13 protein-coding genes and 1 tRNA gene are annotated in these 15510 nt (G+C 67.0%); 7 read left to right on the forward strand and 7 right to left on the reverse strand.

From position 1 onward, the window contains the following. Nucleotides 1-233: 233 nt before the first annotated feature. A complete protein-coding gene (locus LCM32_RS17430) occupies nucleotides 234-1757 on the forward strand; it encodes an aldehyde dehydrogenase family protein (RefSeq protein WP_224822370.1) in 1524 nt (507 codons plus the stop codon). Nucleotides 1758-1908: 151 nt separating this feature from the next. On the opposite strand, the gene LCM32_RS17435 is transcribed toward LCM32_RS17430, so the two are convergent. The 4 genes from LCM32_RS17435 to LCM32_RS17450 form a co-directional block, all read right to left on the reverse strand. After that, nucleotides 1909-1982, reverse strand: a tRNA-Gly gene (locus tag LCM32_RS17435). A 120-nt stretch (nucleotides 1983-2102) separates the two neighbouring features. Then, nucleotides 2103-3740 carry an MFS transporter gene (locus LCM32_RS17440; protein ID WP_224822397.1) on the reverse strand — a complete coding sequence of 546 codons (1638 nt, stop codon included), beginning with the start codon at nucleotides 3738-3740 and terminating at the stop codon, nucleotides 2103-2105. 289 nt (nucleotides 3741-4029) lie between these two features. Beyond that, nucleotides 4030-5019, reverse strand: coding sequence for an ABC transporter ATP-binding protein (locus LCM32_RS17445; RefSeq protein WP_224822371.1), 990 nt, complete (start codon nucleotides 5017-5019; stop codon nucleotides 4030-4032). Next, nucleotides 5012-6100 carry an ABC transporter ATP-binding protein gene (locus LCM32_RS17450; RefSeq protein ID WP_224822372.1) on the reverse strand — a complete coding sequence of 363 codons (1089 nt, stop codon included), beginning with the start codon at nucleotides 6098-6100 and terminating at the stop codon, nucleotides 5012-5014. Before LCM32_RS17450 ends, LCM32_RS17445 begins: the two co-directional genes overlap by 8 nt. 253 nt (nucleotides 6101-6353) lie before the next feature. Here LCM32_RS17450 and LCM32_RS17455 point away from each other — a divergent pair, with 253 nt between their 5' ends. From LCM32_RS17455 to LCM32_RS17480, 6 genes are all read left to right on the forward strand, one after another. Continuing rightward, on the forward strand, nucleotides 6354-7940 hold the full coding sequence (locus LCM32_RS17455) for an ABC transporter substrate-binding protein (RefSeq protein WP_224822373.1): 1587 nt from the start codon (nucleotides 6354-6356) through the stop codon (nucleotides 7938-7940). Between the two features lie 99 nt (nucleotides 7941-8039). After that, nucleotides 8040-8987 (forward strand): ABC transporter permease, encoded by a 948-nt coding sequence (locus tag LCM32_RS17460; protein ID WP_224822374.1) that lies wholly within the window; start codon nucleotides 8040-8042, stop codon nucleotides 8985-8987. A 7-nt stretch (nucleotides 8988-8994) separates the two neighbouring features. Then, the gene (locus LCM32_RS17465; protein WP_224822375.1) at nucleotides 8995-9879 is read left to right on the forward strand and encodes an ABC transporter permease; all 885 of its coding nucleotides are present in this window, start codon (nucleotides 8995-8997) and stop codon (nucleotides 9877-9879) included. A gap of 168 nt (nucleotides 9880-10047) precedes the next feature. Beyond that, entirely contained in the window at nucleotides 10048-10797 is a 750-nt protein-coding gene (locus LCM32_RS17470) for an SDR family NAD(P)-dependent oxidoreductase (RefSeq protein WP_224822376.1), read from the forward strand. Between the two features lie 8 nt (nucleotides 10798-10805). Then, the gene (locus tag LCM32_RS17475) at nucleotides 10806-12017 is read left to right on the forward strand and encodes an acyl-CoA dehydrogenase family protein (RefSeq protein WP_224822377.1); all 1212 of its coding nucleotides are present in this window, start codon (nucleotides 10806-10808) and stop codon (nucleotides 12015-12017) included. Nucleotides 12018-12491: 474 nt separating this feature from the next. Next, a complete protein-coding gene (locus LCM32_RS17480) occupies nucleotides 12492-13310 on the forward strand; it encodes a hypothetical protein (protein WP_224822378.1) in 819 nt (272 codons plus the stop codon). A 24-nt stretch (nucleotides 13311-13334) separates the two neighbouring features. Here LCM32_RS17480 and LCM32_RS17485 read toward each other — a convergent pair whose 3' ends face one another. The 3 genes from LCM32_RS17485 to LCM32_RS17495 are packed head-to-tail and all read right to left on the reverse strand — an operon-like array spanning nucleotide 13335 to nucleotide 15510. Beyond that, the gene (locus LCM32_RS17485) at nucleotides 13335-14240 is read right to left on the reverse strand and encodes a LysR family transcriptional regulator (RefSeq protein ID WP_224822379.1); all 906 of its coding nucleotides are present in this window, start codon (nucleotides 14238-14240) and stop codon (nucleotides 13335-13337) included. 47 nt (nucleotides 14241-14287) lie between these two features. Continuing rightward, complete coding sequence (locus tag LCM32_RS17490; protein ID WP_224822380.1) at nucleotides 14288-15127, reverse strand: alpha/beta fold hydrolase; 840 nt, start codon at nucleotides 15125-15127, stop codon at nucleotides 14288-14290. Continuing rightward, nucleotides 15124-15510, reverse strand: coding sequence for a hypothetical protein (locus tag LCM32_RS17495; RefSeq protein WP_224822381.1), 387 nt, complete (start codon nucleotides 15508-15510; stop codon nucleotides 15124-15126). Before LCM32_RS17495 ends, LCM32_RS17490 begins: the two co-directional genes overlap by 4 nt.

The following is a 15510-nucleotide window of genomic DNA, read 5'->3' on the forward strand; positions in this document are numbered from 1 at the left end:
CGGGCCTGCGGATGGCTGGGGGCAGGGGAGGGCTGGGACGGTCGGGGCGGGGGCGGTTGGGACGGTCGGGGCGGGGGCGGTTGGGATAGGGGATCAGACTAGCGGAGGTCATGCGAAACCGGAATGCCCCCTTGCCGATTCATGGTTCGAAATTCATGGGCCGCGCTGGTAAGGTCGCGCCAAATCGACATTGGACCTGCGCACGCAGGTCAGATCACCACAGGAGAGCCCGGATGCTGACCCAGAGCCTCGACAGCCTGACCAAACAGACGATGGAAAACTGCGGCGCCACCGCCGCGCTGGACGTGCAGGGCGGCATGGCCGTCGTCTCGCCCGTCACCGGCGAGACGGTCGCCAGCCTCGCCGTGCACAGCGCCGCCGATGCGCAGGCGATGATCGACACCGCCAATGCCGCCTTCCGCAAATGGCGCATGGTGCCCGCGCCGCGCCGTGGCGAACTCGTGCGCCTCTTTGCCGAGGAGCTGCGCGCCGCCAAGGAAGACCTTGGCCGCATGGTCTCGATCGAGGCGGGCAAGTCGCCGTCCGAAGGTCTGGGCGAAGTGCAGGAGATGATCGACATCTGCGATTTCGCGGTCGGCCTCTCGCGTCAGCTCTACGGCCTGACCATCGCCACCGAACGCCCCGGCCACCGGATGATGGAAACCTGGCACCCGCTGGGGGTGGTGGGCATCATCACCGCCTTCAACTTCCCCTGCGCGCCCTGGTGCTGGAACTCGGCGCTGGCGCTGGTCTGCGGGGACCCGGTGCTGTGGAAACCCTCCGAGAAGACCCCGCTGACCGCGCTCGCCTGCCAGGCGGTGCTGGACCGCGCGATCGCACGCTTCGGCGAGGATGCGCCCGAGGGGCTGAGCCAAGTGCTCGTCGGTGGGCCCGAGGTGGGCGAGGTGATGGTCGACAGCCCCAAGGTGGCGCTGATCTCGGCCACCGGCTCGACCCGCATGGGCCGCATCGTGGGCCCCAAGGTCGCGGCGCGCTTCGGCAAGTGCATCCTCGAACTGGGCGGCAACAACGCGGGCATCGTCTGCCCCTCGGCCGATCTGGACATGGCCCTGCGCGCGATCGCCTTCGGGGCCATGGGCACCGCCGGCCAGCGCTGCACCACCATGCGCCGTCTCTTCGTGCACGAAAGCGTCTATGACCAGATCGTGCCCGCGCTGAAAAAGGCCTATGCCTCGGTCACCGTCGGCAACCCGCTGGAGAGCGCGGCGCTTGTCGGTCCGCTGATCGACAAGGCGGCCTTCGACGGCATGGGCATGGCGCTGGAAGAGGCCAAGGCGCTTGGCGGCACCGTGCACGGCGGCGAGCGGGTCGAGGTCGGCCCTGACACCTCCTACTACGTGAAGCCCGCCATCGTGGAGATGCCGGAGCAGGGCGGCCCCGTCCTGCGCGAGACTTTCGCGCCGATCCTCTACGTGATGAAATACAGCGACTTCGACGCCGTTCTGGAAGACCACAACAACGTCGGCGGTGGGCTGTCCTCCTCGATCTTCACCACCGACCTGCGCGAGATGGAGACCTTCCTCTCGGCGCGGGGCTCGGACTGCGGGATCGCCAACGTGAACATCGGCACCTCGGGCGCCGAGATCGGTGGCGCCTTCGGTGGCGAGAAGGAGACCGGCGGCGGCCGCGAGAGCGGCTCGGACGCATGGCGCGCCTACATGCGCCGGGCGACGAACACGATCAACTACTCCAAGGAACTGCCGCTGGCACAGGGTGTCGTCTTCGACATCGGCTGACCCCGCGCAGATCGCAAAAGGGAAAGGGCCGCCCGGATCGGGCGGCCCTTTCGCGTTCGGAATGTCCGGATTTGGCAAGCCGATGCGCAGGGCAAAAGGCAGTTGAACGGCCCTGAGGGCAGGTCAGACGGGCTGATGTGAGGGGGGAAGCTGGAGCGGGTAGCGGGAATCGAACCCGCACGACTAGCTTGGAAGGCTAGGGCGCTACCATTACACCATACCCGCGCTCCGAGGACGTGATGTAAGTCACCCGGCGGCGGTGGTCAACCGGCTTGGCACGCCAGAGGCGCATTGCGCAGCGGAACCGGCGCCGGCCGGGGACAGGCCATGCGAGGCCGGCTGGCATCAGTGGTGCGGCATCTCTGCCGAGGAGGGCTTCAGCGGCAGGTCCTCGTGCAGCGGCACCGCCTGCCGTTCGATCATCCGGTGGATCTGTGGCCGCCCGGGGCCCCGGTGCAGCGCCAGCAGCGCCTCGTAGCCTTCAAGGTCGGACTTGGTGCGGCGGGCATTGTGGCGCAGGTAATCGTTCCACGTGGCGACGTGGAACCGTTCGCGCCAGAGGTCTGGGTTCTCCAGATCGCGCAGCAGCGACCAGTTGCGCGCGCCATCCCGGATACGGACCCGGCGGCGCCGGTGGATCGCGCCGAGGAAGTCGTCCACGTCCTTCTCGTCGATGATGTAGTCGATCATGATCACGATGGGGCCCGACCGCGCCTGCAGGTCCAGCCGCAGCTCCGGCTCGCGGAAGGTGTTGAGCGGGTCGAGGTCGAGCGCGGCGAATTCCCCCAGCCCGATCCAGCGCCCCACCAGCGCGCCCATCAGCAGCAGGGCCGCCGCCAGCAGCAGCGCGGTGCTGACGGAATGCGCCTCTGCGAAGAGGCCCCATGTCCAGGCCCCAAGGGCCATGCCGCCGAAGGTCGCCGTCTGGTAGAAGGACAGCGCCCGCCCCACGACCCAGCGGGGCGTGGAGAGCTGCACCGACACGTTGAAGAGCGACAGTGCCAGCACCCAGCAGGCCCCGGCGATCAGCAACCCGATGGCCGAGATGGCGATATGCGTCCCGAGGCCGAGGATCACCATGCCTGCGGAGAACCCGAGGAAGGCCGCAACCACGATCTGTTCGTTGCGATAGCGACTGCGCAGCCGACCGTTCAGCAGCACGCCCCCGATCGCCCCCAGCCCGAAGAAGCCGAGCAGCAGGCCGTAGGTGAAGGCCGTGCCGTTCAGCACGTCGCGGGCCACCAGCGGCAGCAGCGCCATGGCGGAGGAGGCGGCAAAGCCGAAAAGACAGCTGCGCGCCATCACCTTCAGCAGGTGGGGCGACATGGACATGTAGCGCAGCCCGGCCCCAAGCGCCTGTGGCAGTGGCTCGCGCGGCAGGCGTTCGGTCTTGGCGGGCGGCTTCCACAGCCACAGGGCGATCAGGTTCGGCAGGTAGGTCACGGCGTTGAAGGCAAAGGCCGCCGCCGCCCCGGCAAGGGCCACCAGCAGGCCGCCTAGGGCGGGGCCGACGGAGCGCATGAGGTTGAACCCCATGGAGTTCAGCGACACGGCCGCCGACAGATGCTCGCGCCGGACGATGTCGCCCATGCTGGCCTGCCACGACGGGTTGTAGAGCGCCATGCCGCAGCCGATGGCGAAGGTGAAGCCGAGCAGGCCCCAGGGCCCCAGCAGGTCCATGTAGGCGCAGACGGCAAGCCCTATCGAGACCGCCAGCATGAAGGCCTGCGCGCTCATCAGGATCGTGCGCCGGTCGAAACTGTCCGCAAGCGCCCCCGCGATCAGCGAGAAGACCATGATCGGCAGCGTGTTGGAGGCCTGCACGAGGGCCACCATGTCCGAGGTGCCGGCCAGCGAGGTCATCAGCCAGCCCGCGCCGACCATCTGCACCAGCCCGCCGAGGTTCGACACCTGCGAGGCGAGCCAGAGCGAGCGGAAGGTGCTGTTCCCGAAGGGCGCGAACGTGTTGCTCTTGGGTTCTATCGGACTGCTCCGGATGACGGACGCGGGCGGCCTGCCCGGGGGCAGAGCGGCGCGGCGCGCGGTTGTGGGGGATGGGTCTCCTCGGGGAGCATAACGCACGGTTCGGCAGAAAGGTGCAAGGGGCATGCATTCCGCGCGGAGGCAGGCGTGCGGAAATCGGCACGCCGCGGCGAGGCGCGGCCGCGCGGGGTCGGCCTGTCGGTCTTCATGCGCTGAGATGAGGGCGCGCGCAGGAGGGCACCTGCGCGCAAGGGATTGAAATGGCGGGCGTCTGGCCCGCCGGGGCCGGTCAGGCCGCGTCGTTCAGGTGGCAGGCGGCCTGATGCTCCGCTGCGACCTGCTTCAGCACCGGGGCCTCCTTGCGGCAGCGGTCGAAGGCCAGCGGGCAGCGGGTGTGGAAGCGGCAGCCGGCGGGCGGATTCAGCGGGCTGGGCACGTCGCCGGGGATGATCCGCCCGGCCTCCAGCCGCCGCTTCGGGTCGGGCACGGGGACCGCGTCCAGCAGGGCGCGGGTATAGGGGTGGCGGGGCTGCGCGAAGAGGCTGCGCTTCTCGGCGAGTTCGACGATCTGGCCAAGGTACATCACCGCGATCCGGTGCGAGATATGTTCCACCACCGCAAGGTCATGGGCCACGAAGAGCAGGGCGATGCCATGCTCCCGCTGCAGCTTGGTCAGCAGGTTGATCACCTGCGCCTGCACCGAGACATCGAGCGCCGAAACCGCCTCGTCGCAGACGATGATCTCTGGCTGGAGGCCGAGGGCCTTGGCGATCACCAGACGCTGGCGCTGCCCGCCCGAGAACTGGTGCGGGAAGTTGTCCATCTGGTCGCGCCGCAGACCCACCTGCCGGAAGAGATCGGCGATGATCTCGCGGGTGACCGGGCGGCCGAAGTTGCGCAGCGGCTCCGCCACGAGGTCGAAGGCCCGCATCCGCTGGTTCAACGAAGAATAGGGATCCTGAAAGATCGCCTGAAGGTTCTGGCGATGGGCCCGCATCTCGCCCCGCTCAAGGTGGGTGATGTCGGTGTCGCCCAGCAGGATCTTGCCCCGCGTCGGCTCCACCAGCCGCAGGATCGAGCGGCCCACGGTCGACTTGCCGCAGCCGCTTTCCCCCACGAGGCCCAGCGTCTCGCCCCGGCGCAGGGTGAAGCTGACATCGTCGGCGGCGTGGACATATTGCACCTGCCGCCCCAGCATCCCCTTGCGGACCGGGTAGTGGACGGTCAGCCCCTCGACGCTGAGAACGGTATCCTGTGAGGTTTGCGCGGCATCAAGCATCGGCCGTCTCCTTGGTGTCGGCCAGCAGGCGCTGGTATTCGTAGCAAGCGGTCTTGCGGTCGCTGCCGGTGCCCATCGGGTCGATGGAGGTCAGCGGCGGCGCGGTCTCGCGGCACTTGGGCTGCACGTAGGGGCAGCGGTCGGCAAAGCGGCAGCCGGCGGGCATCTCGGTCAGGGCGGGCACCTGTCCGGGCAGCTCCGGCAGCGGCGCGGTCTCTGCCTCGATCGGGCGTCCGGGATCGGGCAGGCGCGGGATCGAGTTGAGCAGCCCCTTCGTGTAGGGATGCAGCGGGCGTTCGAAGATCTCGGCGACCGAGCCGCTTTCCACGACCTCACCTGCGTACATGACGCAGACCCGGTCGCAGGTCTCGGCCACGACGCCGAGGTCGTGGGTGATCATCAGTACACCCATCCCCAGTTCCTTCTGGAGGTCGGCGATCAGTTGCAGGATCTGCGCCTGGATCGTCACGTCGAGCGCGGTGGTCGCCTCGTCCGCGATCAGCAGGGCCGGGCGGCAGGCGAGCGCAATCGCGATCATCACCCGCTGCCGCATCCCGCCGGAGAGTTCGAAGGGAAACTGCTTGAGGCGCCGTTCCGGTTCGGGGATCCGCACGAGGCGCAGGATCTCGAGGATACGTTCACGGGCGGCCTCGCCGCGCAGGCCCTGATGGCGGCGCACCGCCTCGCCGATCTGCCAGCCGATCCGCAGCACCGGGTTCAGGCTGGTCATCGGCTCCTGGAAGACGATCCCCATGGCATTGCCGCGCAGCTCGCGCATCCGGGCTTCGCTGGCGCCGACCAGTTCCTCGCCCAGAAGGCGGACGGACCCGGCCGCGATCTTGGCGTTGCGCTTGGGCAGCAGTTGCAGGATCGATAGCGCCGTGACGCTCTTGCCCGAGCCGCTCTCGCCCACGAGGCCGAGGGTTTCGCCACGGCGGATCTCGAAGGAGACGTTCTGGATTGCGGCGACCGGTCCCTTGGCGCCCGAAAAGTGGGTCTCGAGCCGATGCACCGAGAGGACCGGGGCCGCGCCCGCGTCACTGGCGACGGGGGAGGGGCCCGGGACTGTACCCTCTGCCATGCTGTAGTTCCTTCGCGTATTGGCCGGGCAAGTGCTGGCTTTTCCAGCAGAGATGTCCGGATGTCATGAATTTCTTGTCCTTCGTACAATAAGTGTCTTTTCTTGGAATCAAAAAACGATCAACTCTCGGTCATGTAGGCAATTATACCAGTTTTTGCCTTGTAAATGATCAGTCTTCGCCGGTCATCGGCGGCGGATTTTGACGTATTGTTTGCGTCATGTGAAAAAGACACAATTCAACAGGGAGCCACCAATGGCTGTACAAAGTCTGAAGAAGACTGTGGCCGGAACCGTACGCATGGCGCTTGCCGCAGCGGCACTCGCGGGCGGTCTGACCGCCCCGGCGCTTGCGCAGGACAAGGTCCTGAACGCCGTTCCTTATGCTGACCTCCGGAATCTCGATCCTGTCTGGACAACTGCGATCATCACGCGCCACCACGCCTACATGATCTACGACACGTTGTTCGCCATGAACTCCAAGCTGGAGCCGAAGCCCCAGATGGTGGGGGACTACTCGATTTCCGATGACGGGATGAGCTATTCCTTCACGCTGCGCGACGGTCTGACCTTCCACAACGGCGATCCGGTCACCACCGCCGATGTCGTCGCCTCGATCAAACGCTGGGAAGCGCGCGACAACGCGGGCGGGGCGCTGGCCAATGCGACCGAGAGCCTGACCGCAATCGACGACAAGACCTTCGAACTGAAGCTGGCCTCGCCCTTCGGCCTCGTGCTCGACACGCTGGCCGGTCTCTCCGGCCCCTTCATCATGCCCGAGGCGGTCGCCCAGACCGATCCCTTCGAGCAGGTGAAGGACTACACCGGCTCCGGTCCCTTCGTCTTCAACGAGGCGGAATGGGTGCCCGGCAACAAGGTCGTCTATGACAAGTTCGAGGGCTACGTGCCCCGCGATGAACCCGCCGACGGCGCAGCCGGTGGCAAGGTGGTGAAGGTCGACCGCGTGGTCTGGTCCTACCTGCCCGATCCCGCAACTGCGCTGGCCGCGCTGCAGACCGGCGAGATCGATTTCTGGGAAGCCCCGCCCGCCGACCTGCTGCCGGTGGTCGAAGCCAACCCCGACACCGAGGCCGGTGTGCTCGATCCCTTCGGCCTGATCGTGATCCTGCGTCCGAACCACCTCTACCCGCCCTTCGACAAGAAGGAAGCGCGGCAGGCGATGATGTATGCGGTCAAGCAATCCGACTACATGACCGCCATGGTCGGCAACCCCGACTACTGGCAGGAATGCCCCTCGCTGATGATGTGCAACACGCCGATGGAAACCAGCGCCGGCGGTGGTGAGATCATGCTTGAGAGCGACATGGACAAGGCGAAGGAGCTGATGTCCTCGGTCTATAACGGTGAGACCGTCGTCGTCATGCACCCGACTGACCACCCCTCGGGCCCGACCGCCCTGCTGACCGCCGACCTGCTGCGCCAGATGGGCGTGAAGGTCGAACTGCAGGCGATGGACTGGGCGACGCTGACCTCGCGCCGGTCCTCCAAGAACGCACCGGAAGACGGCGGCTGGAGCATCTTCCACACCCGCACGGGCGTGGGCTCTGCCTCGCCGATCTCGCACTCGGGCGTCGCTGCCGGTGAAACCGCTTGGTTCGGCTGGCCGCAGAACGAGGAAGTCGAGGCCCTGCGCGCCAAATGGGCGGCAGAACCCGATCAGGCCAAGCGCTTTGCCATCATGGAAGAGCTGGAAACGCTGATGATGGACACCGCGCCCTTCGTCATGCTGGGCCAGATCACCTCGCCCTCCGCATGGCGCTCGAACGTGTCGGGGATGCTGTCCTCGCCGGTGCTCGGCTTCTGGAACATCGAGGTCGAATAAGACCTTCCGGACCAAAGTCAGGGCCGGGGCCTTCGGGTCCCGGCCCATCTCCAAGACCCCTTAAAGACCCTTTTCAAGACAACGGACGCGATACTGCCCATGCTCGGCTACATCCTGCGACGCCTTCTGGCGACGATCCCCGTACTTTTCGTCGTCTCGGTGCTGATCTTCATGCTTCTGCACCTTGGCCCCAGCGATCCCGCCGCCGTCATCGCGGGCGACTTCGCACAGCCCGAGGACGTGGAGAAAATCCGCGTCCAACTCGGCCTCGACCGGCCGCTCTACATCCAGTTCGGGGATTGGATCCTCGGCGTGCTGCAGGGCGATCTGGGCTCCTCGATCTATTCCGACATGCAGGTCTCGGCGCTGATGATGCAGCGGATCGAACCGACGCTGTCGCTGACCATCACCACCATCAGTTTCGCGATCCTCGTGGGCGTGCCCGCGGGCACCTTCGCCGCGTGGCGGGCCGGCAGTCTCTTTGACCGGGGCGTGATGATGACCGCCGTCATGGGCTTCTCGCTGCCGGTCTTCGTGCTGGGCTACGTGCTGGTCTATCTCTTCGCGCTCAAGGCGCAGATCCTGCCGGTGCAGGGCTACAAGCCGATCTCGGGCGGGCTCTGGCCATGGCTGCGCTCGCTGATCCTGCCGACGCTGTCGCTGGGGATGATCTATGTCGCGCTGATCGCCCGGATGACCCGGGCCAGCGTGATCGAGATCCTCGGCAACGATTACATCCGCACCGCGCGCTCCAAGGGGCTTTCGACCCCGCCGATCCTGATCTTCCACGCGCTCAAGAACGCCGCCATCCCGATCGTCACCACCATCGGCGTGGGCATCGCGATGCTGATTTCCGGCGTCGTGGTGACCGAGACGGTCTTTGCCCTGCCGGGGCTGGGGCGGCTGACCGTCGATGCCATCGTGCGCAAGGACTACCCCGTGATCCAGGCGATGCTGCTGGTCTTCACCGTGGCCTATGTCCTGATCAACCTGCTGGTCGATCTCAGCTATTCGCTGTTCGATCCGCGCATCAAATACCAGAAGTGAGCCCGCGATGAGCGATCAGACCTCCCCCGCCGCCCCCCGGTCCGTGCTGGCGCCGCTGCGTGCCGTGCCCGCCTTCGTGGCCGAGAACATCTGGCTCTCCATCGGGATTTTCCTGCTGGGCGGGCTGGCGCTGCTGTCCTTCGGGGCGCCGCTCTTCACCGCCTTCGACCCTGTCGCGCTGAACGTCACCCAGCGGCTGAAACCCGCGACCGAGGGCCAGCCCTTCGGCACCGACCTGATGGGCCGCGATGTCTTTGCCCGGGTGCTCTACGGCGGGCGCATCTCGCTCACCGTGGGGCTGACCGTGGCCTTTGTCGCGTCGTTGGTCGGGCTGATCGTCGGCATCGCCGCCGGGCTGATCCGCTGGGTCGACGTGGTGGTCATGCGGGTGATGGACGGGCTGATGGCAATCCCCTCGGTGCTGCTGGCCATTGCCTTCATGGCGCTGGCGGGCTCGTCGATCCGCAACATCGTCATCGCGATCACCATCCCCGAGGTGCCCCGCGTGGCGCGCCTTGTGCGGGGCATCGTGATGAGCGTGCGCGAACAGCCCTTCGTCGAGGCCGCAGTGGCCGCCGGCACACCCGACAAGGCCCTCGTGCTGCGCCATATCCTGCCCAGCACCCTGACGCCGCTGGTGGTTCAGGCCACCTATATCTGCGCCTCCGCGATCATCTCCGAGGCCTACCTCAGCTTTCTCGGCGCAGGCACGCCGCCGGAAATTCCCAGCTGGGGCAACGTGGTGGCCGAAGGCCGCTCGATGTTCCTCGTCAATCCGGGGCTCGTGCTCTATCCCTCGCTCTTCCTCGCGGCGACGGTGCTTGCGGTGAACATCGTGGGCGACGGTCTGCGTGACCGGCTCGATCCGCAGATGACCAAGGCGCTGCGCTGACGCGCGCCCTGCGTCGCACCTGTGACGGTCGTCCTGCGGGCCCGCCCCGCAGGACCGCGAAGGACAGCTTGCCATTCCGGGGACGTCATCCTAGCCTGCCTCTGAACGCTCGTTCGAAAAAAGGAGGGGAGGCCTTTGACGTTGGAGCAGCACAGGCAGCAATCCGTTATGCAATGGCCCGGCGTCGCCGGGAAGACCGCGCTTGTCACCGGGGCCTCGTCCGGGCTTGGGGCGCATTTCGCCGCTCTGCTGGCCGGGCAGGGGGCGCATGTGATCGCCGCCGCCCGCCGGGAGGATCGGGTCGCGGCGCTCTGCGACCGGATCGCGGCGCAGGGCGGTTCGGCCGAGGCGATGGCGCTGGACGTCGCCGACCCGCAGGCCGTCGCGGCGGCGCTCACCGGCACGCCCATCGACATCGTGGTGAACAACGCGGGCGTCTCGACCTCGGCCCCGGCGCTGGAGCATGACGCGGCCACCATCGACCGGATCATCGACACCAACCTCAAGGGCGTCTTTCACGTCGCAAGGGAGGCGGCCTCAGGCATGATCGCGCGCGGCAGTGGCGGGGTGATCGTCAATGTCGCCTCGATCCTCGCATCGCGGGTGGCGGGGCATGTGTCGGCCTATGCGGCCTCGAAGGGCGGCGTGCTGCAGCTGACCCGGGCGCTGGCGCTGGAATGGGCGCGCCATGGCATCCGCGTGAACGCGCTCTGCCCCGGCTACATCGAGACCGAGATCAACAGCGCCTTCTTCAAGACCGAGGCCGGGCAGGCGCTGATCCGCCGGGTGCCGCAGCGCCGTCTGGGGCAGGCCGAGGACCTCGACGGGCCGCTGATGCTGCTGGTCTCCGACATGGGGCGCTTCATGACCGGCGCCGACATCGCCGCCGATGGCGGCCACCTCGTTTCTTCGCTCTGAGGACTGACATGGATTTCAATATTTCCCCCCGCGTCGAGGATTTCCGCGCCCGGATCGCCGCCTTCGTCGAACGCGAACTGCTGCCCGCCGAGGAAGACCGCGCGAACTACGACGCTCATGAGAACGTGCGTACGGATGTGCTTGAGACCCTGCGGGCCAAGGCCCGGGCCGAGGGGCTCTGGTGCCTGCAACTGAAGCCCGAGACCGGGGGGCAGGGGCTCGACAAGGTCGGCATGGCGGTCTGCTACGAGGAAATGAACCGCTCGATCTTCGGGCCGGTGGTCTTCAACTCGGCCGCCCCCGACGATGGCAACATGATGGTGCTGGAACAGGCCGGGACCCCGGCGCAGAAGGAACGCTGGCTGCAACCGATCGTGCAGGGCAAGGTCCGCTCCGCCTTTGCCATGACGGAACCGCACCCCGGCTCCGGCTCCGACCCGGCGGGCATGATGATCACCACGGCCAGGCGGGACGGCGACAAGTATATCGTGCGGGGCCGCAAGTGGTTCATCACCGGGGCCGAGGACGCACAGCACTTCATCCTCGTGGCCCGCACCTCGGACGATCCGCGCAAGGGGCTTTCGGCCCTGCTCTTTGACGGCGACACGCCCGGTTGGCGGATCGAACGGCGCATTCCGATCATGGGGCCGGAGGAACACGGCGGCCATTGCGAACTGCTGTTCGAGGACATGGAGATCCCGGCGGAGAACCTGCTGCTGAACGAGGGCGACGGCCTGAAGGTCACGCAGATGCGCCTTGGCCCCGCGCGGCTGACCCATTGCATGCGGTGGCTGGGCCTCTCCAAGCGCTGCGTCGAGATCGCCACGACCTATGCCAACGAGCGCTTCGCCTTTGGCGAGCGGCTGGCGGACCGCGAGAGCATCAAGCTGATGCTGGGCGATCTGGCGATGCAGATCGAGGTCGGTCGCCTGCTGGTGATGAAGGCAGCCTGGGAGTTGGACCAGGGCAGTTTTGCCCGCAAGGAAGTCTCGATGGCCAAGGTCCATGTGGCCAATGTCCTGCACAAGGCCGCCGATACGGCGATCCAGATCAACGGGGCGCGGGGCTATTCCAAGGACACGCCGCTGGAGTGGATTTACCGCTACGCCCGGCAGGCGCGGCTCGTGGACGGGGCGGACGAGGTGCACAAGATGGTGCTGGACCGGACGCTGGCCGCAGAAGGCCGCGATTTCTGGAAGTGGGACGTCACCGGGGCGTGATCCCGCCCGGGAACTGCGCGCAATGCACGAGACGCCAAAACGCAATGGCCCTCTGCCGTAGGGAGACAGAGGGACCATCCTGGGTGTGTGCAAGGACGGGCTTGGGAGCAGGCACAAGTCCTACGTGGTTCACCATCCCGGCACGCGATATTGGGGCTTCTACTAGGTGGGCAATCCTTTCCTGATTGAGATCCGGTTCGCGTGGGGGCGGGTTGGATACAACTCCAGCGCTAGGGACGCTGGCCGCCCAAAGCTACATCGCGCGGCGGCTCTGGAACCACGTCAAAGGTTGGAAATTCCAGGAAATTCCTTTTAATTTCAAATTATATCAATAGATTGCTTTCTCGGATTGTCGGGGTGTGTCGGATTGGAAAGGCCGCGAATTTGAAACAATCATTCGCACAGAAGTTGATTTTCACGGCGGCGGCCCTCAATTGCGCCACGCGCAAAGACCTTTGCGCGCGATTTCGGGCCGTGAACCCGGCGACCGAATTCGAATTGGAACGCAGCTACAAATGGCTTCAGGGTAAGGCGCTGCCGCGCTCGAACACGATTTACGAGGATTGGGCCTCGCTTCTGGGCAGCGACAAGTCCGGCGCATGGATCGCCGGCTCCTCGGTCGAGGCCTTCGTGGACGAACTCTGCACGCTCTTCTCGGTCGAGCGGGAGGAACTGGCCGCGCGGGCGGGCGAGTTCTCGGGCAGCCGGGGGCTGCTGGACCAGAAGACAGAGCTGTCCGAGGATCCGGTCTGCGGTACCTTCGTCGGATTTTCCTGGGCCTGGTCGCCGCACAGGCAGGGCCAGTTGATCCAGGCCCGGATGCGGGTCTCGCAGAAGACGCGCCGCGCGCTTGAAATGGACTATCGCGAGGACCTGCCCGAGGGCGGCGTGGTCTTTGCCGGGGGCGTGCACTGCGATGGCTCGCTCCTGCAATGCACGCTGAAACCAGCCGGCGGGCGCGCGCGCGAACAGATGGCGATGACACTCCTTATCCCGGGCCGTCCGGTCAGCGTCATGTGCGGGCGGTTGCAGGGGGCGATCCTTGCCGGTCCCTTCATTCGCCCGGCCAGCACGCGGATCGTGTTCATCCGCTGCGAGGCGGAGCGGGGCGGGCCTCTCGGCGCTTGTTACCTGCCTGCCTCCGCCGCGGCGATCGACGCGGAGCTGCAGGCCTGCCTGTCGCGCCCGACCGGGGGATTGGGCGAGGGCATCTTCCGCTTCCTGACGTCGCATTCCGGCGGCCCTGCCGACCAGATCACCGGCGAGGACCTTGCCGGGCTGATGGTGGCCTGATCGCGGGACGCAGCCGCAGGCGGCTCAGGCTGACGTGGCAGGGGCCTGACGGGTAAAGCGGCGCAGCACGTCGAAGAAGTTCAGGACATGGGGCCGCCGGTTGTCGAGCCGGGCATGGATCGTCAGCCGCGTGCCGGGGTTCTGCCCGGTGAAGGGGCGGAAGGCCACGCCGGGGCGGCTGACCTGGCTGACGCTGCGCGGCACGATCGAGAGGCCAACCCCGACCGAGACCAGCGAGATCGCGGTCTGGTAATCCTGCGCAAAGGCCTGATTGCGCGGGGTGAACCCGTTGAGCGCGCAGCATTGCAGCACATCGTCGGCAAAGCTGGGCCGGGGGCGGCGGGGATAGAGCACGAAGGTCTCGGCCTCCAGCTCGGGCAGGGGGATGACGGCGGAGCGGGTGGCGAGCGGGGAATTGTCCGGCAGCGCCAGCATGAGCGGCTCCTCGATCAGCAGGACCGAGCGCAGGTCCTCGATCTTCAGCGCCGGGCGGGCGACCGCGATGTCAATGTCCTGCTGGACGAGGGCGCGCTCCAACTCGGCGTTGTTCATGGCCGCGAGCGAGAGGTCCACGTCCGGGTAATGCGAGCGGTAGGATTTGATCAGCGTGGGCAGCGGCCCGTGGGTGGCGGAGCCGACGAAGGCGATCCGCAGCCGTCCCGCGCCGCCCTGACCGATCAGCCGCGCCTCGCGATAGGCGCTGTCGAGCCGGTCAACGAGGTCGCGCGCCCGTTCGAGGAAGACCTCGCCCGCCTGCGTCAGGCGGATCTGGCTGCGCGACCGGTCGAAGAGCTGCGCGCCGATGTCCTTCTCCAGCGCCGCGATCTGGCGGCTGAGCGGGGGCTGGGCCATGTCCAGCCGGGCGGCGGCGCGGCCGAAGTGGCGTTCTTCGGCCACGGCGATGAAGTATTTCAGCCGTTTGAGTTCCAAGGCGTGTCTTTCAGGCAGCCGGGGGCGGGCCCCCGGCGCGCCCGGCCTCAGGCCATCTTGGCCAGTGCCTCGACGAAGTAGGGGCGGAAGCCCTCGGGGTTCTCGCTCATCGGAAAATGACCGATGCCGGGCATGACGGCAAGCGTTGCCCCGGGGATCGCATCGGCGGTGCGCTTGGCGTCCTCGGGGGTGCAGGTCATGTCGTATTCGCCCACCATGATGTGGACCGGCTTGGCCGATGTGTCGATGCCACCCAGCTTGCCCACAAGGCTGTCGTCCCGTGTGTAGAAGCTGAGATCGCCCCTGAAGACGCCCGGACCGGACTGCATGAACATCCACTGGGTGTTCCAGCGTTCCGCCTCGGGGCCCTGCGGTGCGATATTGGCCGAGACGAGCGCCGCGCCCATTTCGCCGCCATGGGCGTCGGGGCGGTGGAACCAGTCGATGTCGTACCATGCGGGCTGGAAGTCGCTCGCCTCGATCGCGATGAAGCCCTTGAAGGGCGCGGGATGGTTCAGCGCCAGCTGCAGCGCGATCCGCCCGCCCATGGAGCAGCCCGCATAGACCGGGTTCTCCAGCTCCAGCGCGGCGACCATGGCCAGCACCACCTCGATGTAGAAGTCGGTGGTCAGCTGGTATTCCTCGGTCTGCCAGCCCTCGGGGGGCAGGGACTTGCCGTGCCACGGCATGTCCACGGCGATGATCCTGTGACGCGCCGTGATCTCGGCGTCGTTCATGATGTGGCGCCACTGGCGGGTGTCGGCGCCCGCGGTGTGGAAGCAGATCACCGGCTGACCCTGTCCCGCCTCTTCGAAGTAGATGCGATGGGGGCGGCCGCCGGCGGTGATCGTCACGTAACGGCCCGTGATGGGTTCAAACGCGCTCATGCCTGCACCTCCCGGCCGAGGGCCATGAATTCCTTGAAGAACCGCAGGTTCTTGACCAGCACGAGGATGTCGCCCTCGATGCTGCCGCGGCCCGTTTTCACGAAGCCGAAGATGTCGTGGAAACCTGCCTCGGGGATCGGTTGCCAGAATTTCTCCAGCGCCTCGGCATCGACCCGGATGGCAAAGCGCCACGGGATCTTGCGCGAGGGGCCGGGGGTGATCGTCTCCAGCGCGCCGCGGTGGAAGGTGAGGTAGTACTCGTCCCCCTGCACCTCGATCAGCACGGTTTCGGAGAAGAGCGCGCCGAGCCGGTGCAGGTGCGCGCGGGTCTCCAGCGCGGCGCCCATAGCCGTGAGGCGCGGCAGCAGGTCTGCTCTCGCCAT

The sequence above is a fragment of the Pseudooceanicola nanhaiensis genome (assembly GCF_020171315.1).
Lineage (GTDB): Bacteria > Pseudomonadota > Alphaproteobacteria > Rhodobacterales > Rhodobacteraceae > Pseudooceanicola > Pseudooceanicola nanhaiensis_A.